This window comes from Actibacterium sp. 188UL27-1 (assembly GCF_016901225.1).
Lineage (GTDB): Bacteria > Pseudomonadota > Alphaproteobacteria > Rhodobacterales > Rhodobacteraceae > 188UL27-1.
Genome location: NZ_JAFEUL010000019.1, coordinates 1 through 20,411 on the forward strand (window position 1 = coordinate 1; position 20,411 = coordinate 20,411).

The following is a 20,411-nucleotide window of genomic DNA, read 5'->3' on the forward strand; positions in this document are numbered from 1 at the left end:
GTAAAACAACCGAGCCGGAGCTTCCTGAACACCCATCATCGTCAAATCCCTCCTCATCCGACAAAAGGAAGTGAAGCAAACGAATTGGCCCAAAACAACAAAGACTTCTTCAACAAAATAAGCTCTTTGAAGACGTTTTTCGCAAGTGCAAAGACCTATCCTCACGCCAGTGGTGGATGAGATGCTCAAGAGGTTAACAAGGCCTAACCGCTCGGTGTGTTAAAGGGGCGTCTCAGCGCAAATCGTATGTATGGTTTGTGCATTGGTTGTGCCTCGCCAAAACCGCTAGGTTTCAGGCGTTTGCCGGTTGGATCGGGGGTAGGCCGTGGCGCCGTTGGCTATGCACCGGGTGCCCCGTTAACGGTGGGGCGCCTTGGGCACCGCTAGAGGGTTAGGACGATTTTGCCTTGGGCTTGGCGGGTCTCGATCAGTTCCAGGGCTGCGGCGGCGTCTTGCAGGGGGAAGGTCTTGCTGATGCGGGGTTTGATCTGGCCCGCCTCGTACATCTGGAATAGCTCTTGTGTGAGCAACTCGTGCCGCGCGGGGTCTCGCCGCACGAAGGCACCCCAGAACACACCGACGATTTGGCAATTCTTCAGGAGGGGGAGGTTCAACGGAATTTCCGGGATGCCCGCCGGGAAACCGACCACCAGGAAGCGACCCTCCCAGCCCAGGCAGCGCAGGGCGGGTTCGGCGTAAGCGCCGCCAACAGGGTCGTAAACAACGTCAACCTCGCGGCTTATGCCTTTGATCTGCTGAGAGAAGTCCTTTTGCGCGGCCTTGTCCATCTGCCGCGGATAAACGATCGTATGATCCGCCCCGAGGTTGTCACAAAACGCCGCCTTTTCGGGGGAGGAGACAGCGGCGATGACCTTGGCGCCCATGGCGTTGCCCAGTTCCACGGCAGAGGCGCCGATCCCGCCTGCGGCCCCCAGGACCAGCAGGGTTTGGCCGTCGCCCAACTGCCCGCGATCCTTTAGTCCGTAATAGGAGGTGCCATAGGTGAAGATGAAGCAGGCGGCCTCGTCAAACGGCATCGCATCGGGGATTTTATGGGCAGAACCGGTGGGAACGCAGATATGGCTGGCAAAGCCGCCAAAGATCGGCAGGGCCAGGACGCGGTCACCTACGGCAAAGCCAGCGACACCGCCGCCCACCGTATCCACCACGCCAGCCACCTCACCGCCTGGCGCAAAGGGACGGGGCGGTTTGAACTGATACATGTCACGGATGATGATCGTGTCGGGGAAGTTGACGCCTGCGGCTTTGACGGCGATCCGGATCTCGCCCTTTTTTGGCTCCGGCATCGGCAGGTCGGTCATTTCCAGCGTCTCGGGCCCACCCACCTGGGTGCTGAGCAAGGCGCGCATCAGACCTCCAGCCATTCGCGCCGGATATCCTCACGGCCCCTAAAGTCGTCCGGCGTGCCGGTGTAAACAATTTCTCCATGCCCCATGACATACACCCTTTGTGCGATCTTCAGCGCGATCGACAGTTTTTGTTCCACCAACAAGATCGACACACCGGCCTGGGCAATCTGGGCAATCAGCGCGCCGACCTGGGTGACGATCTTGGGCGCCAACCCCTCGGTCGGCTCGTCGATGATGATTAGATCGGGGTCGCCCATCAAGGTCCGACAGATGGTGAGCATCTGTTTTTCGCCACCAGACAGGACGCCCGCGGCGGTATCGGCGCGGGATTTGAGGTTCGGGAACATCTCCAGCATGTCCTCGATCTGCCAGCGGCCCGGAGTGTTGACATCCTTGAGGCCCAAAAGAAGGTTCTGGCGGACGGTCATCATGGGAAAGATGTCGCGGTTTTCCGGCACATAGCCGAGGCCCAGATGGGCGATGCGGTGGCTGGGTTGGCCCGCTATGTTATGGCCATGGAACCAGACCTCGCCTTGCGGTGCGACCTCACCCATGATTGCCTTGGCAGTGGTGGAGCGGCCCACACCGTTGCGGCCCAGAAGTGCTGCAACCTCGCCCCGGCCCACGCTCAGGTTCACGCCGCGCAGAACGTGGCTTTTGCCGTAAAAGGCATGCAGGTCGCGGACGTCCAGCATGGGATTTGGGGCGGTGTCCTTCATGCGACCGCTTCCGGCAATTCGGCTTCGTCACCCAGATAGGCTTCCTTCACGCGTGGGTCGCCCCGGATTTCCTCGGGCGCGCCTGTCGCTATGATCTCCCCGTAAACCAGCACGCTGATCCGGTCGGACAGGCCAAAGACGACGCCCATATCGTGTTCGACAATCAGCAGTGTTTTGCCCGCCGTCGCCTTTTGGATCAGGGCGATGGCGCGGTCGGTTTCAGAGTGGCTCATCCCCGCCGTGGGCTCATCAAGCAGGATCACATCCGCGCCCCCGGCAATGGTGATGGCAATCTCCAATGTCCGTTGGTCGGCGTAAGGCAGCAGGGCGGCGGGGCTGTCGGCCTTGTCGATCAACCCAACGGAATCAAGGATGTGTGCAGTCTTTTCCTGCACCAGTTTCAGATTCCCGATATTGCGCCAAAAGCTGTATCCCTGGCCCATGGACCACAGAACGCCGCAGCGCACATTCTCCCGCACGCTCATATTGCTGAAGATGTTCGACACCTGGAAGCTGCGCGACAGGCCCATCCGGTTGATCCGGTAGGGTCTGATCCCGGCAATCGACTGACCGCGCAGGCGGATATCGCCCGCGGTGGGGCGGTAAAGACCCGAGATCAGGTTGAAGAGCGTCGACTTGCCCGCACCATTGGGGCCGATGATGGCATGGCGTTCGCCCTGCGCGATCTCTAGTGAGACACCTTGGATGATCTTGGCGGGGCCGAAATCCTTGCGGACCTCCCGGAGGCTAAGGGCAGTCGTCATGACGCGAACCGTTGGGACAGGTGCCGGATGGCCCAGCCGCCGCCGATCAACAGCGCCAGTCCCAGCGCCCAGCTCAGCGGGCTGGACGGTGGCAGGGGTAGGCCACCCGGCGCAAAGACATGGCCGGACGTGCGGCTGACAGCGACTTCCGTAAGCAGGATCACCCCGGCGAAGGTAACCATCGCCGCGGCGGATAGCGCACCCCAGCGGGTCAGGCGCGGCGCTGCATCGGGTTGGATGATGCCGCGGGCAAAGCCCAGCACCATGCCGAACAGGCCGCCCGGCGCATACATCACGATGGCAATGAACATCAGGCCCAGATACAGCAGCCAGGCTTCGGAAAAGTCTGACAGGTTTGACTGCATCCAGGTCAGAACGATGGCCCCCAGCAGTGGTCCGGCGAAATAACGGATGCCGCCGATATAGGCCATCAACAGGACAAAGCCCGAGGGCAGGAGAGACAGGCTTTCGGGGGTGATAATCTCGTAATTCACGGCCGACATGCCGCCTGCCAACCCTGCGAACCCGCCCGATGCGATGAAGACCAGATAGCGGACGCGCTGCGGATCGTAGCCCACGAATTGCACGCGTTCCGGGTTATCGCGCACGGCTTGGCCCATCTTGCCCAGGGGCGTGCGCGTGAACGCATACATGCCGACGACGCCGATCAGGGTCCAAAAGACGATGAACCAATAGACCTCTGAGATCGGGCCAAGGGACAGACCAAATGCCTCGATCCCGTTCATCCGGTCGGCAGAGATGCCTTCCTCACCCCCGAAAATGCTGACGAACATGAACCCGGCCGCGGCGATCAGTTCCGCGATCCCGAGGGAGATCATGGCGAAGGGCACACCCGCATTGCGGCAAGACGGCCAACCGATGACGGCCCCCGCCAAAGCGCCACCTGCGAAGCCAAGGACGGGCAGCGCAAAGACCGGCATCAGGGCCCAGGTCCCACCGTCGAAACTCGCCGCCTCAATCGCGTTCATCCCATGCATTGCGGCATAGGCGCCAAGGCCGAAATAGACGGCATGGCCGAAACTCAGCAGCCCCGTCTGGCCCAGTAGCATGTTGTAGCTGAGTGCGAAGACGATGTTGATCCCGATGGCGTTGAGCAGCGAATAGGCCGTGCGGGACGGCCCCAGCAACGGGATGATCAGCAGCACGGCAGCGAACAGGATCAGCGGCAACAGACGCGTCGTGAATTTCTGGGCACTGGTTGGGGCCAGGTCGATGAGGCCGGGGTTTTGGGTCTGGTCGCTCAAAACTCACGCTCCCCCATCAGGCCACGGGGGCGCAGCATCAGCATCAGGACCAGCAGCAGAAAGGGCAGCATCGGCGCCAGCGACGCGATGGTGATGCGCCCGACCTCCGACGTAGCTTGTAGGCCAAGCCAGCCAAAGAAATCCGCGAAATTGGCGTCAATCGATATGGCAAAAGTCTGCAGGAACCCGATCAGCAGGGAGGCGATGAAGGCCCCTTCCAGACTTCCCATGCCGCCCACCACCACGACGACAAACACGATGGGGCCGATGGCAAAGGCCATGCTGGGCTCCGTCACCAGGTAGTTGCCGCCGATCACACCCGCCAGACCTGCCAGGGCACAGCCCGCCGCGAAGACCAGCATAAAGATCCGCGGTACGTTATGGCCCAGGTGAGAGACCATATGCGGGTGGGTCAACGCGGCCTGGATGATCAGGCCGATCCGGGTGCGTTTCAGCAGATACCACAGGCCCACCAGCATCAGGATCGAGATCAGCAACATAAAGATCCGGTAGGCCGGGTATTGCGACCCGAACAGCTCAAATAATGGGAAATCCAGCGCGCTTGGCACTTGGTAGGGCACGGCAACCTTGCCCCATGTGATCTTGACGATCTCTTCGATCACATAAGCCAGACCGAAGGTGAACAGCAACTCCGCCACATGGCCATTGGCATGGACGGGCCTGAGCCCCCAGCGTTCCACCGCCGCACCGGCCAACCCCACTAGGATTGGCGCCAGGAACAACGCCACCCAAAAGCCCGTGAAATTGCCCAGGGTGAAGGCAAAGTATGCGCCCAGCATGTAAAAACTCGCATGGGCAAAGTTCAGCACGCCCATCATCGAAAAGATCAGCGTCAAACCACTGGACAGCATGAACAGCAAAAGCCCGTAGATCAGGCCGTTCAGTAGCGCGAAAGCGATGGTTTCCAACGTCTGGGCTCCAAGGGGCGAAGGGTGAGGCCGTTCGAACGATGAGATCGATGGCGGTGACGCGGGCTTTGACGGGGCGATCTCATTGCCCCTCCAAAACACCGCCTGGCCGTTCAGTCAGACGGTGCACTGGATCGATGCGCAGGGCGTTAACTTGGGCGGCGCATCTTACAGGTTGTCGGCGTCGCTGTGGCAGCGGCCGGGATCTCGACATCCGTTTTAAAGCCAAAGCCGGTGCCTTCCACATCGCGCGTCACGTCATCGGTGAAGGTCGAGATAAAGAGCGGTTGGATCAACTGGTGATCATCCGCGCGCATCTCGACCGTGCCATACGGCGTCTCGAACGTCATGCCTTCCAGCGCCATGGCAATGGCGACCACATCTCCGCCGCCCACTTCGTCCGCAGCCTTGTCGAGCATGCCCATCGTGGTGAAAACGCGCTGGTAATAATAGTCGACATCCGGGTGCTTGGCCTCGAACGCGTCCATCTTGGCGATTTGCTCCGGCGTGGTCTCGATGTTTTCGTGAAATTCGGTGATCTGCTTGACCTTGTCGACGCCCGCAGCCCCCATCGCTGTTGGCGTGCCCAGCCCACCGCCGTAATAGGTCAGATACGGCACCTCATGTCCCGCATCGGCAGCGGCCTTGATCAGCAGCGTCATGTCGGTGCCCCAATTGCCGGTGATCACCGCATCCGCCCCGGCACCCATTATCTTTTGGACGTAAGGCGTGAAATCCTTGACTTTGCCGATCGGGTGCAACTCGTTGCCGACAATCTCGATGTCCGGGCGTTTCTCGGTGATCATGCTTTGGGCCGCGGCGGACACCGCTTTGCCAAAGGAGTAATCCTGACCCAGGATGTAAACGCTCTTGATATCGGGCTGTTCGGCCAGCCAATCGGTCATCCCGGCCATTTTCATGTCGACATTGGCGTCGAACCGGAAATGCCAGAAATTGCATTTGTCATTGGTCAAGGCGGGATCCACGGCGGCGTAATTCAGAAAAATCACCTCTTCGCCGGGATTGCGTTTGTTGTGCTTGTTCACCGCATCGGTCAGGGCATTGGCGACGGAGGATCCATTGCCTTGCGCGATGATCCGGATGCCCTGGTCGATGGCCTTTTGCAGTTGAACCAGGCTCTCCTTGGGGTTGGTCTTGTTGTCGAACGGCACAATCTCGACCGTCAGGCCCCCGGCACCGCCATCCGCATTGATCAGTTCAGCGGCATAGCGAAAGTGTTTCAGCCCCGCATCGCCGACATTGCCGAAGGCACCTGACAGTGGATCGATATAGGCGATCTTGAGCGTGTCGACGGCCAAAGCAGGCCCCGCGACCAAGGCGAAAAGCGCCGCAACAATAGCCGATTTGACGGTGGTCCCGTTCATCGCGCATCCTCCCAATTTTTACGATATGACCCGTCTGACGCGGGATTTCATTCTCATTATTGATCCATTCGGTCCGGCTCTTGTCAACCTAAATGTGGAATGCAGTTTTGCATTGCGAAACTCGGCTGGCGATGGTTCAAACAAGGCGGGGAGGGCAGGGCTTGGACGATCTGACATCATTCCGGCAGGAAACACGCGACTGGCTGGCGACGAACTGCCCCGCCGCCATGCGTGGGCCGACCGATGGCGATGCGGATATCTGCTGGGGCGGTTGCAACTGGCAGTTTCAAAGCGATGCGCAGCGCGACTGGATGCACGCCATGGCCGATCAGGGTTGGACGGCGCCCACCTGGCCGACAGGCTATGGTGGTGGCGGGCTGACTCGCGCCCAGGAAAAGGTGCTGACCGAAGAGATGGCGCGGATCGAAGCGCGCTCGCCCCTCGACAGTTTCGGCCTTTGGATGCTGGGGCCAGCCCTTTTGCAATTCGGATCAGAGGTGCAGAAACGTCACCACCTTCCGCAGATCACACGCGGCGAAATCCGCTGGTGCCAGGGTTATTCCGAACCCGGTGCGGGCTCGGATCTGGCCAATGTCCAGACCCGGGCGGAGGATGCGGGCGACCACTATGTCGTCACGGGCCAGAAAATCTGGACCTCCTACGCCGACAAGGCTGACTGGATCTTTGCCCTTGTGCGTACAGATCGGGACGCGCCCAAGCACCAGGGCATCTCTTTCCTGTTGATCGACATGGCAAGTGCCGGTGTCAGCACCAGACCGATCAAGTTGATCTCCGGCGCGTCGGTCTTTTGCGAGACGTTTTTCGACGGCGTGAAAGTACCGAAAGACCAGTTGGTCGGGCAGACGGGGCAGGGCTGGGAGATTGCCAAATACCTGCTCACCCATGAACGTGAGATGATTTCGGGCGGCGCGCAAGGCCTGCTGGGCGGTCGCTCGGTCATGAAGGTTCTGGCAGATGCCGAGGCCGACCTTAAAGATGCCACCCTGCGCGCCGAGGCTTTAGCCTGCGAGATTGACACCCTTGCTGTGGAACTGACCCTTGACCGCTACAAAGACATGGCCGAGGGCGGGCAAGGCGTGGGCGATGCCTCTGCCATGCTCAAATATATCGGTACCGAACTCAACAAGCGCCGCCATGAGGTGATGATGCGGGCGGGCGGCAGCGATGCCCTTGAATGGGACGGCGTGCATGGAACCCTCGCGGCGGAGTGGCTGCGGACCAAGGCCAACTCCATCGAGGGCGGCACGTCCGAGGTCATGTTGGAGATCATCTCGCGCCGCATCCTTGGGCTGCCGGGATAGCGCCGTGGTCAGCCTGTTGCCCACCGAAGACGAAATCATCTTGGCCGACAGCGCCCGGAGCTTTCTGGACGAGGTCGCCCCGGTCTCTCGCCTGCGGGCGATGCGCGATGCCGGGCAGGGCCACGATCATGACCTTTGGCAGGACATGTCCAAGCTGGGCTGGGCCGGGGTTTTGATCCCCAAAGCCGCCGGTGGTGCCGATATGGGCTATGCCGCGGCGAACATCCTGTCTTTCGAGATGGGCAAGACACTCGCCGTGTCACCTTTCATCTCTACCTCCGTCATCGCAGCGACCGTGCTCCGCCAATTGCGCACCGACCGGGCCAACCGCCGTCTGACCGAGATTGCGAAGGGCGATCTGGTCTATGCCCTGGCATTCGATGGGGCCCCGAAGCATCTGCAAAACACCCCGGATGTCATGGCGAGGCCGTCTCGCGACGGCTTTCTTCTGTCTGGGCCGAAAACCCTCGTGATGGAAGGCGGGGTCGCGGACCGCCTGTTGGTCTCAACCAAGGTGAAGTACGGCTATGCCGTATTCGATATCGCGGCCACGCAAACGGGGCTCTCGTCCTCTCCGATGAACCTGATCGATGGCCGCGATGCGGTGCGCCTTGGTTTCAAGGATGTCTGGGTGTCTAAGGATGATCTGTGTGGTGAGATCGACCAAGAAGAACCCATCCTGAAGCGGGCGCTGCTCGCCGGGTATGCGGCCGTCGCGGCCGAGCTTTCGGGCATCGCCGCCGGGGTCTTTGCCCTGACCATAGCTTACCTGAAAGATCGCCAGCAATTCGGGCGGCCCATCGGCAGCTTTCAGGCGCTTCAGCACCGCGTGGCGCATCTGTGGTGCGAGATGGAGGTCACGGCCTCGACCATCCTCAATGCTGGACGGATGCTGGACAGCGATCCGGACAACGCGGATCTGGCCGTTTCGCTGGCCAAGGTGCGGGCCATCCGCACGGCCCGGCTTGCGGTCGGAGAGGCCATCCAGATGCATGGCGGGATCGGCATGACCGATGCGCTGGATCTGGGGTTTTACATGAAACGCGCCCGGGTTGCCTCTGAATGGTTGGGTGATGAAAGCTATCACACGGAACGGGTCGCGCAGCTGCGTGGGCTTTGACAGGGGGATCCATGACGCCAGACACACTCTTTTCGCTTGCGGGCAAAACCGCCCTCGTCACCGGCGGCGCGACAGGCATCGGCCATATGGCCGCGACGGGGCTGGTCGCTGCGGGTGCCCATGTGATGATCGCCAGCCGCAAAGGCGCGGCCTGTGAGGAGGTCGCCGAAGACTTGAATGCGATGGATCTGCCCGGCAGCGCCGAAGGGTTTGCAGGTGATGTTGGCACCGAACAGGGCGTAGCCGATCTGACCGCCAAGGCTGCAGCCAAAACCGACAAGCTGCATATCCTGATGAACAATGCGGGCACCACCTGGGGGGAGCCCATGGGCAAATTCCCTTACCACGCGTGGGACAAGGTGATGTCGGTGAACGTGGCGGGGCTGTTTCACCTGACGCAGTCGCTGCTGCCGCAACTCAGCGCGGCGGGGGAGCGAGGTGACCCGGCCCGCGTGGTCAATGTGGGCTCTGTCATGGGGGAGGTGCCCATGGGTGACGGCGCCTATAGCTATGCCGCCTCCAAGGCTGCAGTCCATCATATGACCCGGATCATGGCCAAGGAACTGGCGGGCCGACAGATCACGGTCAATGCGCTGGCGCCGGGGCCCTTCGTCAGCAACATGACCGCCTTCGCCACCGCGGACGAGACCCGTCGCGCCAAGGTTGGTGAAGGCGTGCCACTGGAACGGGTCGGTGCGCCCGAAGATATCGCCGGCTGCGTGACCTTCCTGACCAGCCGTGCAGGCGCCTATGTCACCGGCGCCATCATCCCCGTGAGTGGTGGCATCAACGTCATGACCGGCCCGTCGCTGTTTGAGCGCGCGTTTCAATGACCGTGACCGTCGATCAACTGGCGGCGCGCGTGGGCGAAGAGGTGGGCATCTCGCGCTGGTTCCCCATCACCCAGGCCATGATCGACGCCCATGCCGACACGACCCTCGACCACCAGTTCATCCACACCGACCCCGCCCGGGCCAAGGCCGAAACCCCGTTCGGCGGCACGATTGCCCATGGGTTCCTGACGCTCAGCATGGTGTCGGCCATGGCCTATGATGCGTTGCCTGACCTGGCGGACGCGCGCATCGGCGTAAATTATGGCTTCAACAAATTGCGGTTTGTCGCTCCTGTCCCCGCGGGGACAGACCTGCGCGCGCGGTTCACGCTCACCGCGCTCGACCGGGGCAAACCTGGCGAAGTGACCCTCACATGGGACGTTACCATTGAGATCAAGGATCACGAGAGGCCCGCCCTGGTCGCCGAATGGATCACCCGCCGTTACCTTGAACAGACAGCCGACCTGAAAGGACATCTCAATGCGTGAGGCCCTGATCGTCTCCACCGCGCGGACCCCGATTGGCAAAGCCTATCGTGGCGCCTTCAACGATACCACGGCCCAGGCGATGGCAGGTCACGCGATCAGCCATGCTGTGCGGCGGGCGCAGGTCGCCCCGGCGGAGGTTGAGGACGTGATCCTGGGTGCGGCCTTGCAGCAGCATTCGACCGGTGGCAATGTCGCGCGGCAGGCGGCGATGCGGGCCGGGTTGCCGGTGACCGCGGCGGGTATGTCAGTCGACCGGCAATGCGCCAGTGGCATGATGGCCATCGCAACGGCGGCCAAGCAGGTCGTACAGGACGGGATGCAAGTGGCCGTGGGGGGCGGGGTCGAATCCGTCAGCCTGGTGCAGACGCCCGAGATGCGCCGCCATGCCGATCCGTGGCTCACGGAACACGTGCCCGCTATCTACATGTCCATGCTAGAAACGGCAGAGACGGTCGCCGACCGCTATGGCGTGACGCGGGAGGCGCAGGACGAATACGCCCTCCGCTCCCAACAACGCACCGCCGCCGCGCAACAGGCCGGGGCCTTTGACGAAGAGATCGTGCCGCTGCCCACCACCATGAAGGTTAAGGACCGAGAAACCGGGGCCATCAGCGACCGCGACATCGTGCTGGACAAGGATGAAGGCAACCGCCCCCAGACGAATGCCGAAGGTTTGGCGAGCCTTGAGCCGGTCTTCAAGGACGGTCTGACCATCGCCCAAGGCGGTTACATCACGGCCGGCAATGCCAGCCAGTTGAGCGACGGGGCCTCCGCCGCCGTGGTCATGGAGGGCAAACTGGCCGAGCGGCGCGGGCTGGAACCGCTGGGTCGCTATGTCGGCGTCACCGCTGCAGGATGCGCACCGGATGAGATGGGGATCGGCCCGATTTTTGCCGTGCCCAAGCTGCTGGCGGCCCATGGCCTGAAGATGGACGATATCGATCTGTGGGAGCTGAACGAGGCGTTCGCGGTCCAGGTCCTGTATTGTCGCGATACGCTGGGTATCCCTGACGAGATCCTGAATGTGAATGGCGGAGCGATTTCCATCGGTCACCCCTACGGCATGTCGGGCGCCCGGATGGTGGGCCATGCCTTGATCGAGGGCAAAAGGCGGGGTGCCAAATACGTCGTTTGCACCATGTGTGTGGGGGGCGGCATGGGGGCCGCCGGATTGTTTGAGGTGCTGTGATATGCTCGATACCCAACGCCAATTGCCGGACATCCTGACCGGGCTGCGGATCCCGGCGGTGGCGGCACCGCTGTTCATCATCTCGGTCCCAAAGCTGGTCATCGCCCAGTGCAAGGCCGGGATCATCGGCAGTTTCCCGGCGCTGAATGCCCGCGAAGCCGAGGGCGAGCCACCGCTGCTGGACGCATGGCTGACCGAAATCCGCGAGGAACTGGACCGACATAACCAGGCTAACCCCGACCGGCCCGCCGCACCCTTCGCCGTCAACCAGATTGTCCACCGCTCAAACGTTCGGCTAGAGCGCGACCTGGAGATCTGCGCCCGTCACAAGGTGCCGATCTGGATCACGTCGCTAGGCGCCCGGGTCGAGGTCAACGACGCCGCCCATTCCTGCGGCGGCATCGCGCTGCACGATATCATCAACAACACCTTCGCCCGCAAGGCCATCGACAAGGGTGCCGATGGTCTGATCGCCGTCGCTGCCGGGGCCGGGGGCCATGCCGGGCCGCAATCGCCCTTTGCCCTGATCCAGGAAATCCGCGACTGGTTCAACGGGCCGATCCTGCTGTCGGGCTCCATCTCAACCGGCAGGGCCATCCTGGCTGCCCGCGCCATGGGGGCCGATCTGGGCTATATCGGCTCGCCCTTCATCGCGACGGAGGAGGCCAACGCGGCGGAGCCTTACAAACAGATGATCGTAGATGGCGGGGCGGAGGATATCGTGACCTCCTCGCTCTTCACCGGCATCTCGGGCAATTACCTCAAACCCTCGATCACCGCGGCGGGTATGGACCCCGACAATTTGGCGGAAGCCGATCCGACCTCCATGAATTTCTCCAAAGGCTCCTCCAAACCCAAGGCCTGGAAGGAGATCTGGGGTGCCGGCCAGGGCATCGGCGCGGTGCAAGCTGTTGAACCTGTCGCCGCTTTGGTAGACCGTCTGGATCGCGAATATACGGCGGCGGGCCAACGCCTGGCCGCCGACTTTACCCAAGGAGTGAGCCCGTGAACCTAGGCATAACAGACCGCGTGGCCCCCCTGATCGACAAGGTGCGCACGATGATCAGCGATGAGATCGCGCCGCTGGATGCCGAGTTCCACGCCGAGGTGGGGAAGCATCCGTCGGGCGACCGGTTCCGCCATACCGACCGGCAGCTTGCGATCCTGGATGGGCTGAAAGCCACCGCCCGCGACCGGGGCCTGTGGAATTTCTGGCTGACCGACAGCGACAAGGGCTATGGCCTGACGACGGTCGAATACGCTTACCTGGCCGAGGAGATGGGCAAGGTCGGCATCGCCGCAGAGGTCTTTAACTGCTCTGCGCCGGACACTGGCAATATGGAAGTGTTCGAGCGCTACGGGACCGATGCCCATAAGGAGCGCTGGCTGAAGCCGTTGCTCGCGGGCGAGATCCGCTCTGCCTATCTGATGACGGAGCCCGATGTCGCCTCTTCGGACGCCACCAACATTTCGTTGAATGCCGTGCGCGATGGTGACGATTACGTCCTGAATGGGGAGAAATGGTGGGCCTCTGGCGCCGGTGACCCGCGTACCCAGGTTTATATCGTCATGACCAACACCGACCCGGAGGCGGCAAAGCATGCGCGCCATTCGATGTTTGTTGTCCCCGCGGGGACAGACGGGATCGAGATCCTGCGCGCCATGCAGGTCTTTGGCGCCGATGACGCGCCCCACGGCCATATGCATATCCGGTTCACCGACGTTCGCGTGCCCGCCGCCGATCTGATCCTGGGCGAAGGGCGCGGTTTCGAGGTCGCCCAGGGCCGCCTGGGCCCGGGCCGCATCCACCACTGTATGCGCGCCATTGGGCAGGCCGAGGCCGCGCTGGAGATGATGTGCCGCCGTGCCGTGAGCCGCGAGGCGTTCGGAAAGCCGTTGGCCCAGCTTGGCGCGAACCACGACATCATCGCCAATGCCCGGATGGAGATCGAGCAGGCCCGCCTGCTCTGCCTGAAAGCCGCCTGGATGATGGACACGGCCGGCGTGCGGGAGGCGCAGCCTTGGATCAGCCAGATCAAGGTGGTGGCCCCGCTGATGGCACTGAAGGTGATCGACGAGGCGATGCAGATGCATGGCGGCGGCGGCATCAGTCAGGACACGCCGCTGGCCCATATGTGGACCCATGTCCGCACCCTGCGTCTGGCCGATGGCCCCGATGCCGTCCACCGCCGCCAGGTCGCGCGCGCGGAGTTGAAACGCTACACCAATGCAGGTGCCTGAATGGGGGAGGTCACGCTGATCCGCCACGGCCAGGCCAGTTTCGGGACCGATGACTACGACCGGCTAAGCCCCCTGGGCCATGCCCAGGCGGAGTGGCTGGGCGACTACATCAATGCCCAGGGATGGCAGTTCGACCATGCTTTGCGCGGTGGGCTTCGGCGGCACAGGGAGACGGCAGAAGGGATCGTCAAGCATCTGGATCTGCCGAAGCTGCAAGAAGATCCGCGCTTTGACGAGATGCATTACGACCCGCTGGAGCAGCAATATGTGCGGGAGACAGGCTCGACCGCCTCGAAATCCCGCAGCGATTTCATCACGACTTTCCCGGAAGTGTTTTGCGGCTGGGGTGAGGGGCGCCTTGGCGAGGGCGAGACCTTTGCCAGCTTTGAGGGCCGTGTCCTGGCTGCCCTGGATGCCGCGACCCAGAAGGACCGCAGGACGCTGATCGTGACGTCGGGCGGGGTGATCGGGGTGATCCTGCGCCGGACGATGGGGCTGTCTTTACGGGCCACTGCGGACCTTTTGTTGAACATCCACAATGCCTCGGTTCATCGGCTGACATTGGAGGAAGGCCGTCTGCGCCTGTCGCTGTTCAATGCCAGCCCGCACCTGGACCCGGAGGAGCGTGCCCATGCCCGCACCTATATCTGACCTGCTGCCGCTGGACCGGCTGACCCCCTACCTGGAAGCCAATCTGCCGGGCTTTGACGGCTTGATCGAGGCAAAGAAGTTTGAGGGTGGACAGTCAAACCCAACGTTTCTGCTGGTCACTCCCGGCAAGAGCTACGTGTTGCGGCGCAAGCCTTCTGGCATGCTGCTGAAATCGGCCCATGCCGTTGATCGCGAATACCGGGTGCAAAGGGCCTTGATCGGGAGCGATGTGCCGGTCGCCGATATGCTTTTGCTTTGTGAAGACGACACGGTGATCGGTGCGGCCTTTTATGTGATGGAACATGTGGAGGGCCGGATCTTTTTCGACCCGCGCCTGCCGGATCAGACCAACGATGAACGCCGCGCGATGGTGGACGAGATGAACCGCGTTCTGGCTGCCCTGCATTCGGTTGATGTCGACGCCGTTGGCCTGTCGGATTATGGCCCGCCGGGCAATTACTTCGAACGGCAAGTCGGGCGCTGGTCCAAGCAATACCGTGCGTCCGAGACAGACAGCATCGCCGATATGGACAATCTGATCGATGCACTGAATGCCCGGATGCCCGAGGATGATGGGCAGCGGACCCTGGTCCATGGGGATTACCGGATCGACAATATGATCTTTGCCCCCGACAGTGCCGATTGCCTGGCCGTGCTGGATTGGGAATTGTCCACCATCGGCCATCCCTATGCCGATCTGGCCGCCGTGATCATGCAATGGCAGATGCCGACGGGGAGCGAGGGGCGCGGGCTGGCGGGCGTTGACCGTGCCGCCCTGGGATTGCCCGGCGATGGCCAGTTCATCAAGAGCTACTGCGAGCGGCGGGGGATCGCGGCGATCCCGGATTTCGGGTTTTACCTGGCATTCAACTTCTTTCGTATGGGGGCGATCCTGCAGGGTGTGAAGAAACGGGCACTGGATGGCAATGCATCGGATCCCGAACGCGGGTTGCGGATGGGGGCCTATGTCGCGGCGTTTGCCGGTGGCGGGCTCAAGGCGCTGAACCATGGCTGACGGCCGGTTCACCGGGCAGGTCGTGCTGATCACTGGGGCGGCCAGCGGCTTTGGCGCGGAGGCGGCGCGCCGGTTCGCGGCAGAGGGCGCGCGGCTGGTCTTGTCAGACCTTGACCCCATCGCCGACCCGCCCATCGATGTTCTGGACCACCCCGCCGATGTGAGTGATGCGGACCAGATGGCGGCGCTGCACGAGGCCGCCTTGGACCGGTTCGGGCAGATCGACGTGGCGATCAACAATGCCGGGATCGGCCATGATCTGGCCCCACTGACGGATATCCCAGTCGAAGCGTTCGACCGGATGATGGCGGTCAATGCGCGCGGTGTGTTCCTGGGGATGAAGCACCAATTGCCCGGCATGATTGCCCGCAAATCGGGTGTTATCCTGAACGTGTCATCGGCAGCCGGGCTCCTGGGCGCATCGCACCTATCGGCCTATGCCGCCTCGAAACATGCCGTTGTGGGCCTGACGCGGGCCGCGGCGGATGAGGTCGCGCGGGCCGGCGTGCGGGTGAATGCTGTCTGCCCGTCCTTCGCCGCGACGCCGTTGTTTAACGAAATGGCGGATGACATCGCGACCAAGCGCGGGATGGACCGGGAGACGGCCTATACCCATATCGCGGCGCGGATCCCGATGCGCCGTGTCGCCCGGGTGGAGGAAGTGGTGCAGGCCATGGTGTGGGCCTGCGATCCGGCGAACAGTTTTATGACCGGGCAGACCATTTCCATTGATGGTGGTCTGACAGCAGTATGAGTGGGATAGGGTATGGATGATGGCGTCGATGCAAAAGATCGTAATTTTGTCAGTGCGTTAGCGCGCGGACTTGATGTGCTCAGCTGCTTTCGACCGAATGAGACCGTCTTGTCGAACCAGGATATCGCCGCGCGCACCGGGTTACCGAAACCGACCGTTTCCCGACTGACCTACACCCTATGTAAGCTGGACTATCTGGCATTGGACCCCAGGACGCGAACCTATCGGCTGAGCGCCGGGGTGCTGTCCCTGGGTTTTGGCGTGCTCTCCGGCCTGCCGGTGACGGACCGGGCGGCGGTTACCATGCGGTCGCTTTGTGACACGGGTCCGAACCGCTATGTCACCTGCGCGTTGGCCGAACGCCACCGGTTCGACATGATCTATGTCGCGGTGCAACGCTCGACCGAGGATGTGTCCCTGACCATGAGCGTGGGATCGCGCCTGCCGCTGTTCTTTTCGGCTATCGGGCGGGCGGTTCTGGTGGCCATGGATGCGGCTGACCGTGACGCGATCTTTAACGCGGCGCGTGAGGCCGACCCGTCGGGTTTTGACCGGATCAAAGCCAGCTTTGACAAAGCGCGCGCGGATCATGAGACCCTGGGCTATTGCCGCGGCTTTGGCGACTGGCGCGAGGATGTGAACGGAATTGCCGTACCTGTGCGCGCCTTGGGCTCATCTGCGATTTACGGGTTGAACATTGGTGGCCCGGCCTTTCATGTGACCGCAGATGAGCTTGAAGCCCGGTACGCGGCACCGTTGCAGGAGGCTGCACGCGTCATCAGCATGAGCCCGGGGCAAGGAACGACATGAAATTTGAGGCGGAAAATACTGATATCCTTGAAGAACCCTATGAGTTTCAAAAGCTGTTGGGGTTTCGTATGGTGGATTGGACGGCAGAGCGGGTGATCATCCAACTGCCGATGCGGGGCGAACTGACCAACCGTTATGGTATTCCCCATGGGGGCGTCCACGCGGCGATGCTGGATACGGTGATGGGCTATGCGGGCTGCTATACCGGCGACCCTGACCATATCAGGCAGGCCATGACGCTGACCCTGAACGTCAACTATCTGTCGCGGCCCAAGGGCGATGTGCTGATTGCCGAGGGGCGCAAAGTGGGCGGCGGCAAGCGATCCTTCTTTGCCGAAGGGACGGTCCGCGATGAGACCGGGGAACGGATCGCAACCGGCAGCGGGGCGTTTCGCTATCGCAGTGACAGTGTGGGATAGTTGGGTGCGGGCCTTTTTGATCGCCTTAATCGTGGTGGGCCTGCCTTCGGTGCTTTCTGCCCAGGCGAGCTGCGCTGAGGCCAAAGCCTATGAGGCGCAGATCCAACCCACGATCCCGCGCATGATCGACAAATATACCGAGATTACCGGCTTTTCCGTCGATTGTGACACAAGGGTCGTGGAGTTTCGCAAGCGGTTATTGGTGTCCTCAGCGGTGATGGAGCCCGGCGTTTTTGCGCGCAAGCAACAGCAGCACACGGCCTTGCACTGCAATCATCAGGGGTTGGCATCGGTGTCTGGCTGGACGGCCGTGGACAAGATCCATGAGCCGACCAATGAATTGGTCTTTACCTTTGTCACCCGGCCCGATGATTGCCCATGAGCGGCGGTTCATTGCCGATCTCGCTGGAATGTCACTGGTCGCGGGACAGGGCATTTGCGATCTTTGCCCCATGAAAAAAACACTGTTGGCCTTGGCCCTATCGAGCTTGTCTTTTGCTGCGCTGGCGCAGGAAACGGATACATCTGAGACTGAAATACCGCAAGATGATGCGGCATTGGCGGAACAGCAATGCACCGAGCTGAAAGCTTTTGAGGCGGACATCAACCCGAAATTGCCCCAGCGGGTGGACAACCTCACGGAAGTGTTTCGGATCCTGGTGAATTGTGAAACAAAATCGGTCACCTATGAAAAGCGGGTGGCGGCGGACCGTCGGAGCATCGCCGTCGGGTTTGGAGCGCGCAAGCAGCCTGAACATACCGCTTTGCATTGCAGTGAAAACGGGTTGGCCCGGGCACAGGGCTGGACGGCCATTGACGTATTGTACGACTCGCAGGCCAGTCGTTTGGCGACCCTTGTGACGGCGCCAAAGGATTGCCCGGCTGTGGAAGAATAGGCGTTAGCCTGCGATGACGCGTTCCAGGTGGGTGTCGGTATCGCCCAGTTGATGATCGATCATGATCAGCCGCTTGGCATAGTGCGAAACCGGATATTCCCAGGTCATTGCGATGCCGCCATGGAGCTGTATCGCCTCTTCTGAGACCAGCTTGCCCGCGCGCCCGATCAGGTTTTTCGCCATGGAGGCATGGCGCGGGCCGTGCGGTGTGCCCAGGCTGTCGGCAGCCTGAATTGTGATGGAGCGGGCCTGTTCGATCTCGATCGTCAGGTCGACCATGCGGTGTTGCAGCACCTGGAAATCGCCGATAGCGCGCCCGAACTGCTTGCGGGTTTTCAGGTAGTCGAGGGTCTGGTCCTTGAGGACCTCCATCACGCCCACCGCTTCGGCACATAGGGCGACGATCCCTGCGGTTTCGGCATGGGCCAGCGCGGGGCCTGCGTCAGCCAGCAGCCGGGTGGCGGGCGTGTTGTCCAGAAACACTTCTGCCGCGCCGCCGCCATCGACCATGCCGAACGGGGTAATCTGGGTATCGGATGCCGCAACCTGATAAAGGCCGATGCCTGCCCCATGCCGCGCGGTGACCAAAAGGGTGTCAGCAACGCCGCCGCCATAGACGACGCTTTTGCGCCCCGTCAGGCGGTCGCCGGTTGCGGTGGTCGCAATGTCCGACGAGCTGTAGGGCGCGTCGAGTTCGCCTGTGGCCAGGGCGATGCGGGTTTCTCCGGCAATGATCGGATCCAGCTCTTGGTCGGTGTGGGACAGGGCGGTCAGGCCCATCAGGGCGGCCAGCATGGGCTCGGGACACAGGGCACGGCCCAACGCCTCGAACACCACGGCGATGTCGAAACCAGTGCCGCCAAAGCCGCCTTTGGCCTCTGGTACCAACGCTCCGATCACGCCCAGTTCGGCGAGTTCGGCCCATTTCGCGGGGTCATGGAACGGGGCGGCATAGGCGACCGTGTTACGGTGTTCGATCGGATATTGATCCGCCAGATACCGCGCGAGCGTGTCGGCCAGCATCCGGCGGTCGTCGGTCAGAGAGAAATCCATTTACAGACCCAAAGCGTGCTTGGCGAGGATGTTGCGCTGGATCTCGTTCGAGCCGCCAAAGATCGATAGTTTGCGGTTGTTGAAGTACCGCGCGGCGCCGTTGGCAAAGTCGGGCGGGACGAGGGCCGCGTTGCCCTCCAGATCTTCGGACGGGAGGGGGGCGGCGGCGGGGCCAAGCGCGCGGCGGGCCAGGTCGTTTAGCGCCTGCCGGATGACCGTCCCTTTGATCTTGAGCATCGAGGTTTCGGCCCCGGGGGCACCCTGTGCCTCAGCCTGGGCCAGCATACGCAGGTTGGTGATTTTCATCGCTTCCAGGTCGATCTCGATCTCGGCCATGCGGGCGGCGAAATGGGGGTTTTCGGATAGCGGCTTGCCACTGCGGCGGACCTGCTGGGCCAGGCGTTTGACCTCGGACAGTGCTGTCATGGAGAAGCCGACGCCGGCGATGTTCGTGCGTTCGTGGCTCAAAAGGAATTTGGCGATGGTCCAGCCCTCATTCTCGGTGCCAACCAGATTGGCGACGGGGACGCGGACATCGGTGAAAAAGACCTCATTCACCTCGAACCCGCCTTCGATGAGCTTGATTGGCCGCATCTCGATCCCCGGCGTATCAAGGTCCAGCAGGACGAAACTGATCCCTTCCTGCGGTTTGCCCTCGGCCTTGGTGCGCACGAGGCAAAAGATGCGGTTGGCGTGTTGGCCGAGCGTGGTCCAGGTTTTCTGGCCGTTGATGACGTAATGGTCCCCGTCGCGCACCGCACGGGTTTTCAAGCTGGCCAGGTCCGATCCTGCGCCGGGTTCGGAATAGCCCTGGCACCACCAGTCGCGGCCATCCAGGATGCGCGGCAGGTATTCGGCCTGCTGATCCGTCGTGCCAAAGGCTATCAGCACCGGACCCAGCATGTTCAGGCCAAAGGGCACGGTGCGCGGGGCAAACGCGCGGCAGCATTCTTCTTCAAAGATATGGCGTTTGACGGGGCCCCAACCCGGGCCGCCATGTTCCGTGGGCCAGGTGACGGCGAGCCAACCGCGCGCGTTCAATATGCCGTGCCAGTTTTCCATCTGGGCCTTGGTCAGGTCGGTTCCGGCACGGACCTTGGCCGACATCTCGGGCGGCAATTCGGCGTCAAGAAAGGCGCGCACCTCTGACTGGAAGGCCAGTTCATCTGCGGAATAACTCAGATCCAT

General features: G+C 62.1%; 23 protein-coding genes. 15 read left to right on the top strand and 8 right to left on the bottom strand.

Going from position 1 to position 20,411, the window contains the following annotated elements:
* Positions 1-180 (top strand): hypothetical protein (locus IU397_RS18815; RefSeq protein ID WP_204416748.1); only part of this gene is annotated, 180 nt, incomplete at its 5' end.
* A gap of 203 nt (positions 181-383) precedes the next feature.
* Here the strand turns inward: IU397_RS18815 and IU397_RS18820 are convergent.
* The 6 genes from IU397_RS18820 to IU397_RS18845 all read right to left on the bottom strand — a co-directional run bounded on the left by IU397_RS18820 (position 384) and on the right by IU397_RS18845 (position 6,432).
* Positions 384-1,370 (bottom strand): NADPH:quinone oxidoreductase family protein, encoded by a 987-nt coding sequence (locus IU397_RS18820; RefSeq protein WP_204416876.1) that lies wholly within the window; start codon positions 1,368-1,370, stop codon positions 384-386.
* On the bottom strand, positions 1,370-2,089 hold the full coding sequence (locus IU397_RS18825; protein WP_239479921.1) for an ABC transporter ATP-binding protein: 720 nt from the start codon (positions 2,087-2,089) through the stop codon (positions 1,370-1,372). The genes IU397_RS18820 and IU397_RS18825 overlap by 1 nt, the downstream gene beginning before the upstream one ends.
* The gene (locus IU397_RS18830; protein ID WP_204416750.1) at positions 2,086-2,853 is read right to left on the bottom strand and encodes an ABC transporter ATP-binding protein; all 768 of its coding nucleotides are present in this window, start codon (positions 2,851-2,853) and stop codon (positions 2,086-2,088) included. Before IU397_RS18830 ends, IU397_RS18825 begins: the two co-directional genes overlap by 4 nt.
* Entirely contained in the window at positions 2,850-4,118 is a 1,269-nt protein-coding gene (locus tag IU397_RS18835) for a branched-chain amino acid ABC transporter permease (RefSeq protein WP_204416752.1), read from the bottom strand. Before IU397_RS18835 ends, IU397_RS18830 begins: the two co-directional genes overlap by 4 nt.
* Positions 4,115-5,047, bottom strand: coding sequence for a branched-chain amino acid ABC transporter permease (locus IU397_RS18840; protein WP_204416754.1), 933 nt, complete (start codon positions 5,045-5,047; stop codon positions 4,115-4,117). Before IU397_RS18840 ends, IU397_RS18835 begins: the two co-directional genes overlap by 4 nt.
* 149 nt (positions 5,048-5,196) lie before the next feature.
* Positions 5,197-6,432: a branched-chain amino acid ABC transporter substrate-binding protein gene (locus IU397_RS18845; RefSeq protein WP_204416756.1), complete on the bottom strand. Its 1,236-nt coding sequence runs from the start codon at positions 6,430-6,432 to the stop codon at positions 5,197-5,199.
* Positions 6,433-6,563: 131 nt separating this feature from the next.
* On the opposite strand from IU397_RS18845, the gene IU397_RS18850 reads away from it, so the two are divergent.
* The 14 genes from IU397_RS18850 to IU397_RS18915 all read left to right on the top strand — a co-directional run bounded on the left by IU397_RS18850 (position 6,564) and on the right by IU397_RS18915 (position 18,170).
* Positions 6,564-7,754, top strand: a complete 1,191-nt coding sequence (locus tag IU397_RS18850) for an acyl-CoA dehydrogenase family protein (protein WP_204416878.1) — start codon at positions 6,564-6,566, stop codon at positions 7,752-7,754.
* A 4-nt stretch (positions 7,755-7,758) separates the two neighbouring features.
* On the top strand, positions 7,759-8,874 hold the full coding sequence (locus tag IU397_RS18855) for an acyl-CoA dehydrogenase family protein (RefSeq protein WP_370541730.1): 1,116 nt from the start codon (positions 7,759-7,761) through the stop codon (positions 8,872-8,874).
* A gap of 11 nt (positions 8,875-8,885) precedes the next feature.
* Positions 8,886-9,707, top strand: coding sequence for an SDR family NAD(P)-dependent oxidoreductase (locus IU397_RS18860; RefSeq protein WP_204416760.1), 822 nt, complete (start codon positions 8,886-8,888; stop codon positions 9,705-9,707).
* Positions 9,704-10,195 (top strand): MaoC family dehydratase, encoded by a 492-nt coding sequence (locus IU397_RS18865; protein WP_204416762.1) that lies wholly within the window; start codon positions 9,704-9,706, stop codon positions 10,193-10,195. The genes IU397_RS18860 and IU397_RS18865 overlap by 4 nt, the downstream gene beginning before the upstream one ends.
* Positions 10,188-11,384: an acetyl-CoA C-acyltransferase gene (locus IU397_RS18870; RefSeq protein ID WP_204416764.1), complete on the top strand. Its 1,197-nt coding sequence runs from the start codon at positions 10,188-10,190 to the stop codon at positions 11,382-11,384. Before IU397_RS18865 ends, IU397_RS18870 begins: the two co-directional genes overlap by 8 nt.
* 1 nt (position 11,385) lies before the next feature.
* Complete coding sequence (locus IU397_RS18875; RefSeq protein ID WP_204416766.1) at positions 11,386-12,393, top strand: nitronate monooxygenase family protein; 1,008 nt, start codon at positions 11,386-11,388, stop codon at positions 12,391-12,393.
* On the top strand, positions 12,390-13,625 hold the full coding sequence (locus IU397_RS18880) for an acyl-CoA dehydrogenase family protein (RefSeq protein ID WP_204416768.1): 1,236 nt from the start codon (positions 12,390-12,392) through the stop codon (positions 13,623-13,625). Before IU397_RS18875 ends, IU397_RS18880 begins: the two co-directional genes overlap by 4 nt.
* Complete coding sequence (locus IU397_RS18885; RefSeq protein ID WP_204416770.1) at positions 13,626-14,276, top strand: histidine phosphatase family protein; 651 nt, start codon at positions 13,626-13,628, stop codon at positions 14,274-14,276.
* Complete coding sequence (locus IU397_RS18890) at positions 14,257-15,291, top strand: phosphotransferase family protein (RefSeq protein WP_204416772.1); 1,035 nt, start codon at positions 14,257-14,259, stop codon at positions 15,289-15,291. Before IU397_RS18885 ends, IU397_RS18890 begins: the two co-directional genes overlap by 20 nt.
* A complete protein-coding gene (locus tag IU397_RS18895; protein WP_204416774.1) occupies positions 15,284-16,045 on the top strand; it encodes an SDR family NAD(P)-dependent oxidoreductase in 762 nt (253 codons plus the stop codon). Before IU397_RS18890 ends, IU397_RS18895 begins: the two co-directional genes overlap by 8 nt.
* Positions 16,046-16,057: 12 nt before the next feature.
* Positions 16,058-16,855 (top strand): IclR family transcriptional regulator, encoded by a 798-nt coding sequence (locus tag IU397_RS18900; protein WP_204416776.1) that lies wholly within the window; start codon positions 16,058-16,060, stop codon positions 16,853-16,855.
* Entirely contained in the window at positions 16,852-17,274 is a 423-nt protein-coding gene (locus tag IU397_RS18905; RefSeq protein ID WP_204416778.1) for a PaaI family thioesterase, read from the top strand. The genes IU397_RS18900 and IU397_RS18905 overlap by 4 nt, the downstream gene beginning before the upstream one ends.
* A 4-nt stretch (positions 17,275-17,278) precedes the next feature.
* A complete protein-coding gene (locus tag IU397_RS18910; protein ID WP_204416779.1) occupies positions 17,279-17,656 on the top strand; it encodes a hypothetical protein in 378 nt (125 codons plus the stop codon).
* Positions 17,657-17,726: 70 nt separating this feature from the next.
* On the top strand, positions 17,727-18,170 hold the full coding sequence (locus IU397_RS18915; protein ID WP_204416781.1) for a hypothetical protein: 444 nt from the start codon (positions 17,727-17,729) through the stop codon (positions 18,168-18,170).
* Between the two features lie 3 nt (positions 18,171-18,173).
* Here the strand turns inward: IU397_RS18915 and IU397_RS18920 are convergent, their stop codons facing one another.
* Complete coding sequence (locus tag IU397_RS18920; RefSeq protein ID WP_204416783.1) at positions 18,174-19,223, bottom strand: acyl-CoA dehydrogenase family protein; 1,050 nt, start codon at positions 19,221-19,223, stop codon at positions 18,174-18,176.
* Complete coding sequence (locus tag IU397_RS18925; RefSeq protein ID WP_204416785.1) at positions 19,224-20,411, bottom strand: acyl-CoA dehydrogenase family protein; 1,188 nt, start codon at positions 20,409-20,411, stop codon at positions 19,224-19,226.

Excerpts from the sequence above, each read along its gene's own strand:
- IU397_RS18820 (WP_204416876.1), bottom strand. The coding sequence starts at position 1,370 with ATGCGCGCCTTGCTCAGCACCCAGGTGGGTGGGCCCGAGACGCTGGAA.
- IU397_RS18825 (WP_239479921.1), bottom strand. The coding sequence starts at position 2,089 with ATGAAGGACACCGCCCCAAATCCCATGCTGGACGTCCGCGACCTGCAT.
- IU397_RS18830 (WP_204416750.1), bottom strand. The coding sequence starts at position 2,853 with ATGACGACTGCCCTTAGCCTCCGGGAGGTCCGCAAGGATTTCGGCCCC.
- IU397_RS18845 (WP_204416756.1), bottom strand. The coding sequence starts at position 6,432 with ATGAACGGGACCACCGTCAAATCGGCTATTGTTGCGGCGCTTTTCGCC.
- IU397_RS18850 (WP_204416878.1), top strand. The coding sequence starts at position 6,564 with ATGGTTCAAACAAGGCGGGGAGGGCAGGGCTTGGACGATCTGACATCA.
- IU397_RS18860 (WP_204416760.1), top strand. The coding sequence starts at position 8,886 with ATGACGCCAGACACACTCTTTTCGCTTGCGGGCAAAACCGCCCTCGTC.
- IU397_RS18865 (WP_204416762.1), top strand. The coding sequence starts at position 9,704 with ATGACCGTGACCGTCGATCAACTGGCGGCGCGCGTGGGCGAAGAGGTG.
- IU397_RS18870 (WP_204416764.1), top strand. The coding sequence starts at position 10,188 with ATGCGTGAGGCCCTGATCGTCTCCACCGCGCGGACCCCGATTGGCAAA.
- IU397_RS18875 (WP_204416766.1), top strand. The coding sequence starts at position 11,386 with ATGCTCGATACCCAACGCCAATTGCCGGACATCCTGACCGGGCTGCGG.
- IU397_RS18885 (WP_204416770.1), top strand. The coding sequence starts at position 13,626 with ATGGGGGAGGTCACGCTGATCCGCCACGGCCAGGCCAGTTTCGGGACC.
- IU397_RS18890 (WP_204416772.1), top strand. The coding sequence starts at position 14,257 with ATGCCCGCACCTATATCTGACCTGCTGCCGCTGGACCGGCTGACCCCC.
- IU397_RS18895 (WP_204416774.1), top strand. The coding sequence starts at position 15,284 with ATGGCTGACGGCCGGTTCACCGGGCAGGTCGTGCTGATCACTGGGGCG.
- IU397_RS18900 (WP_204416776.1), top strand. The coding sequence starts at position 16,058 with ATGGATGATGGCGTCGATGCAAAAGATCGTAATTTTGTCAGTGCGTTA.
- IU397_RS18905 (WP_204416778.1), top strand. The coding sequence starts at position 16,852 with ATGAAATTTGAGGCGGAAAATACTGATATCCTTGAAGAACCCTATGAG.
- IU397_RS18915 (WP_204416781.1), top strand. The coding sequence starts at position 17,727 with ATGAAAAAAACACTGTTGGCCTTGGCCCTATCGAGCTTGTCTTTTGCT.
- IU397_RS18920 (WP_204416783.1), bottom strand. The coding sequence starts at position 19,223 with ATGGATTTCTCTCTGACCGACGACCGCCGGATGCTGGCCGACACGCTC.
- IU397_RS18925 (WP_204416785.1), bottom strand. The coding sequence starts at position 20,411 with ATGGATCTGAGTTATTCCGCAGATGAACTGGCCTTCCAGTCAGAGGTG.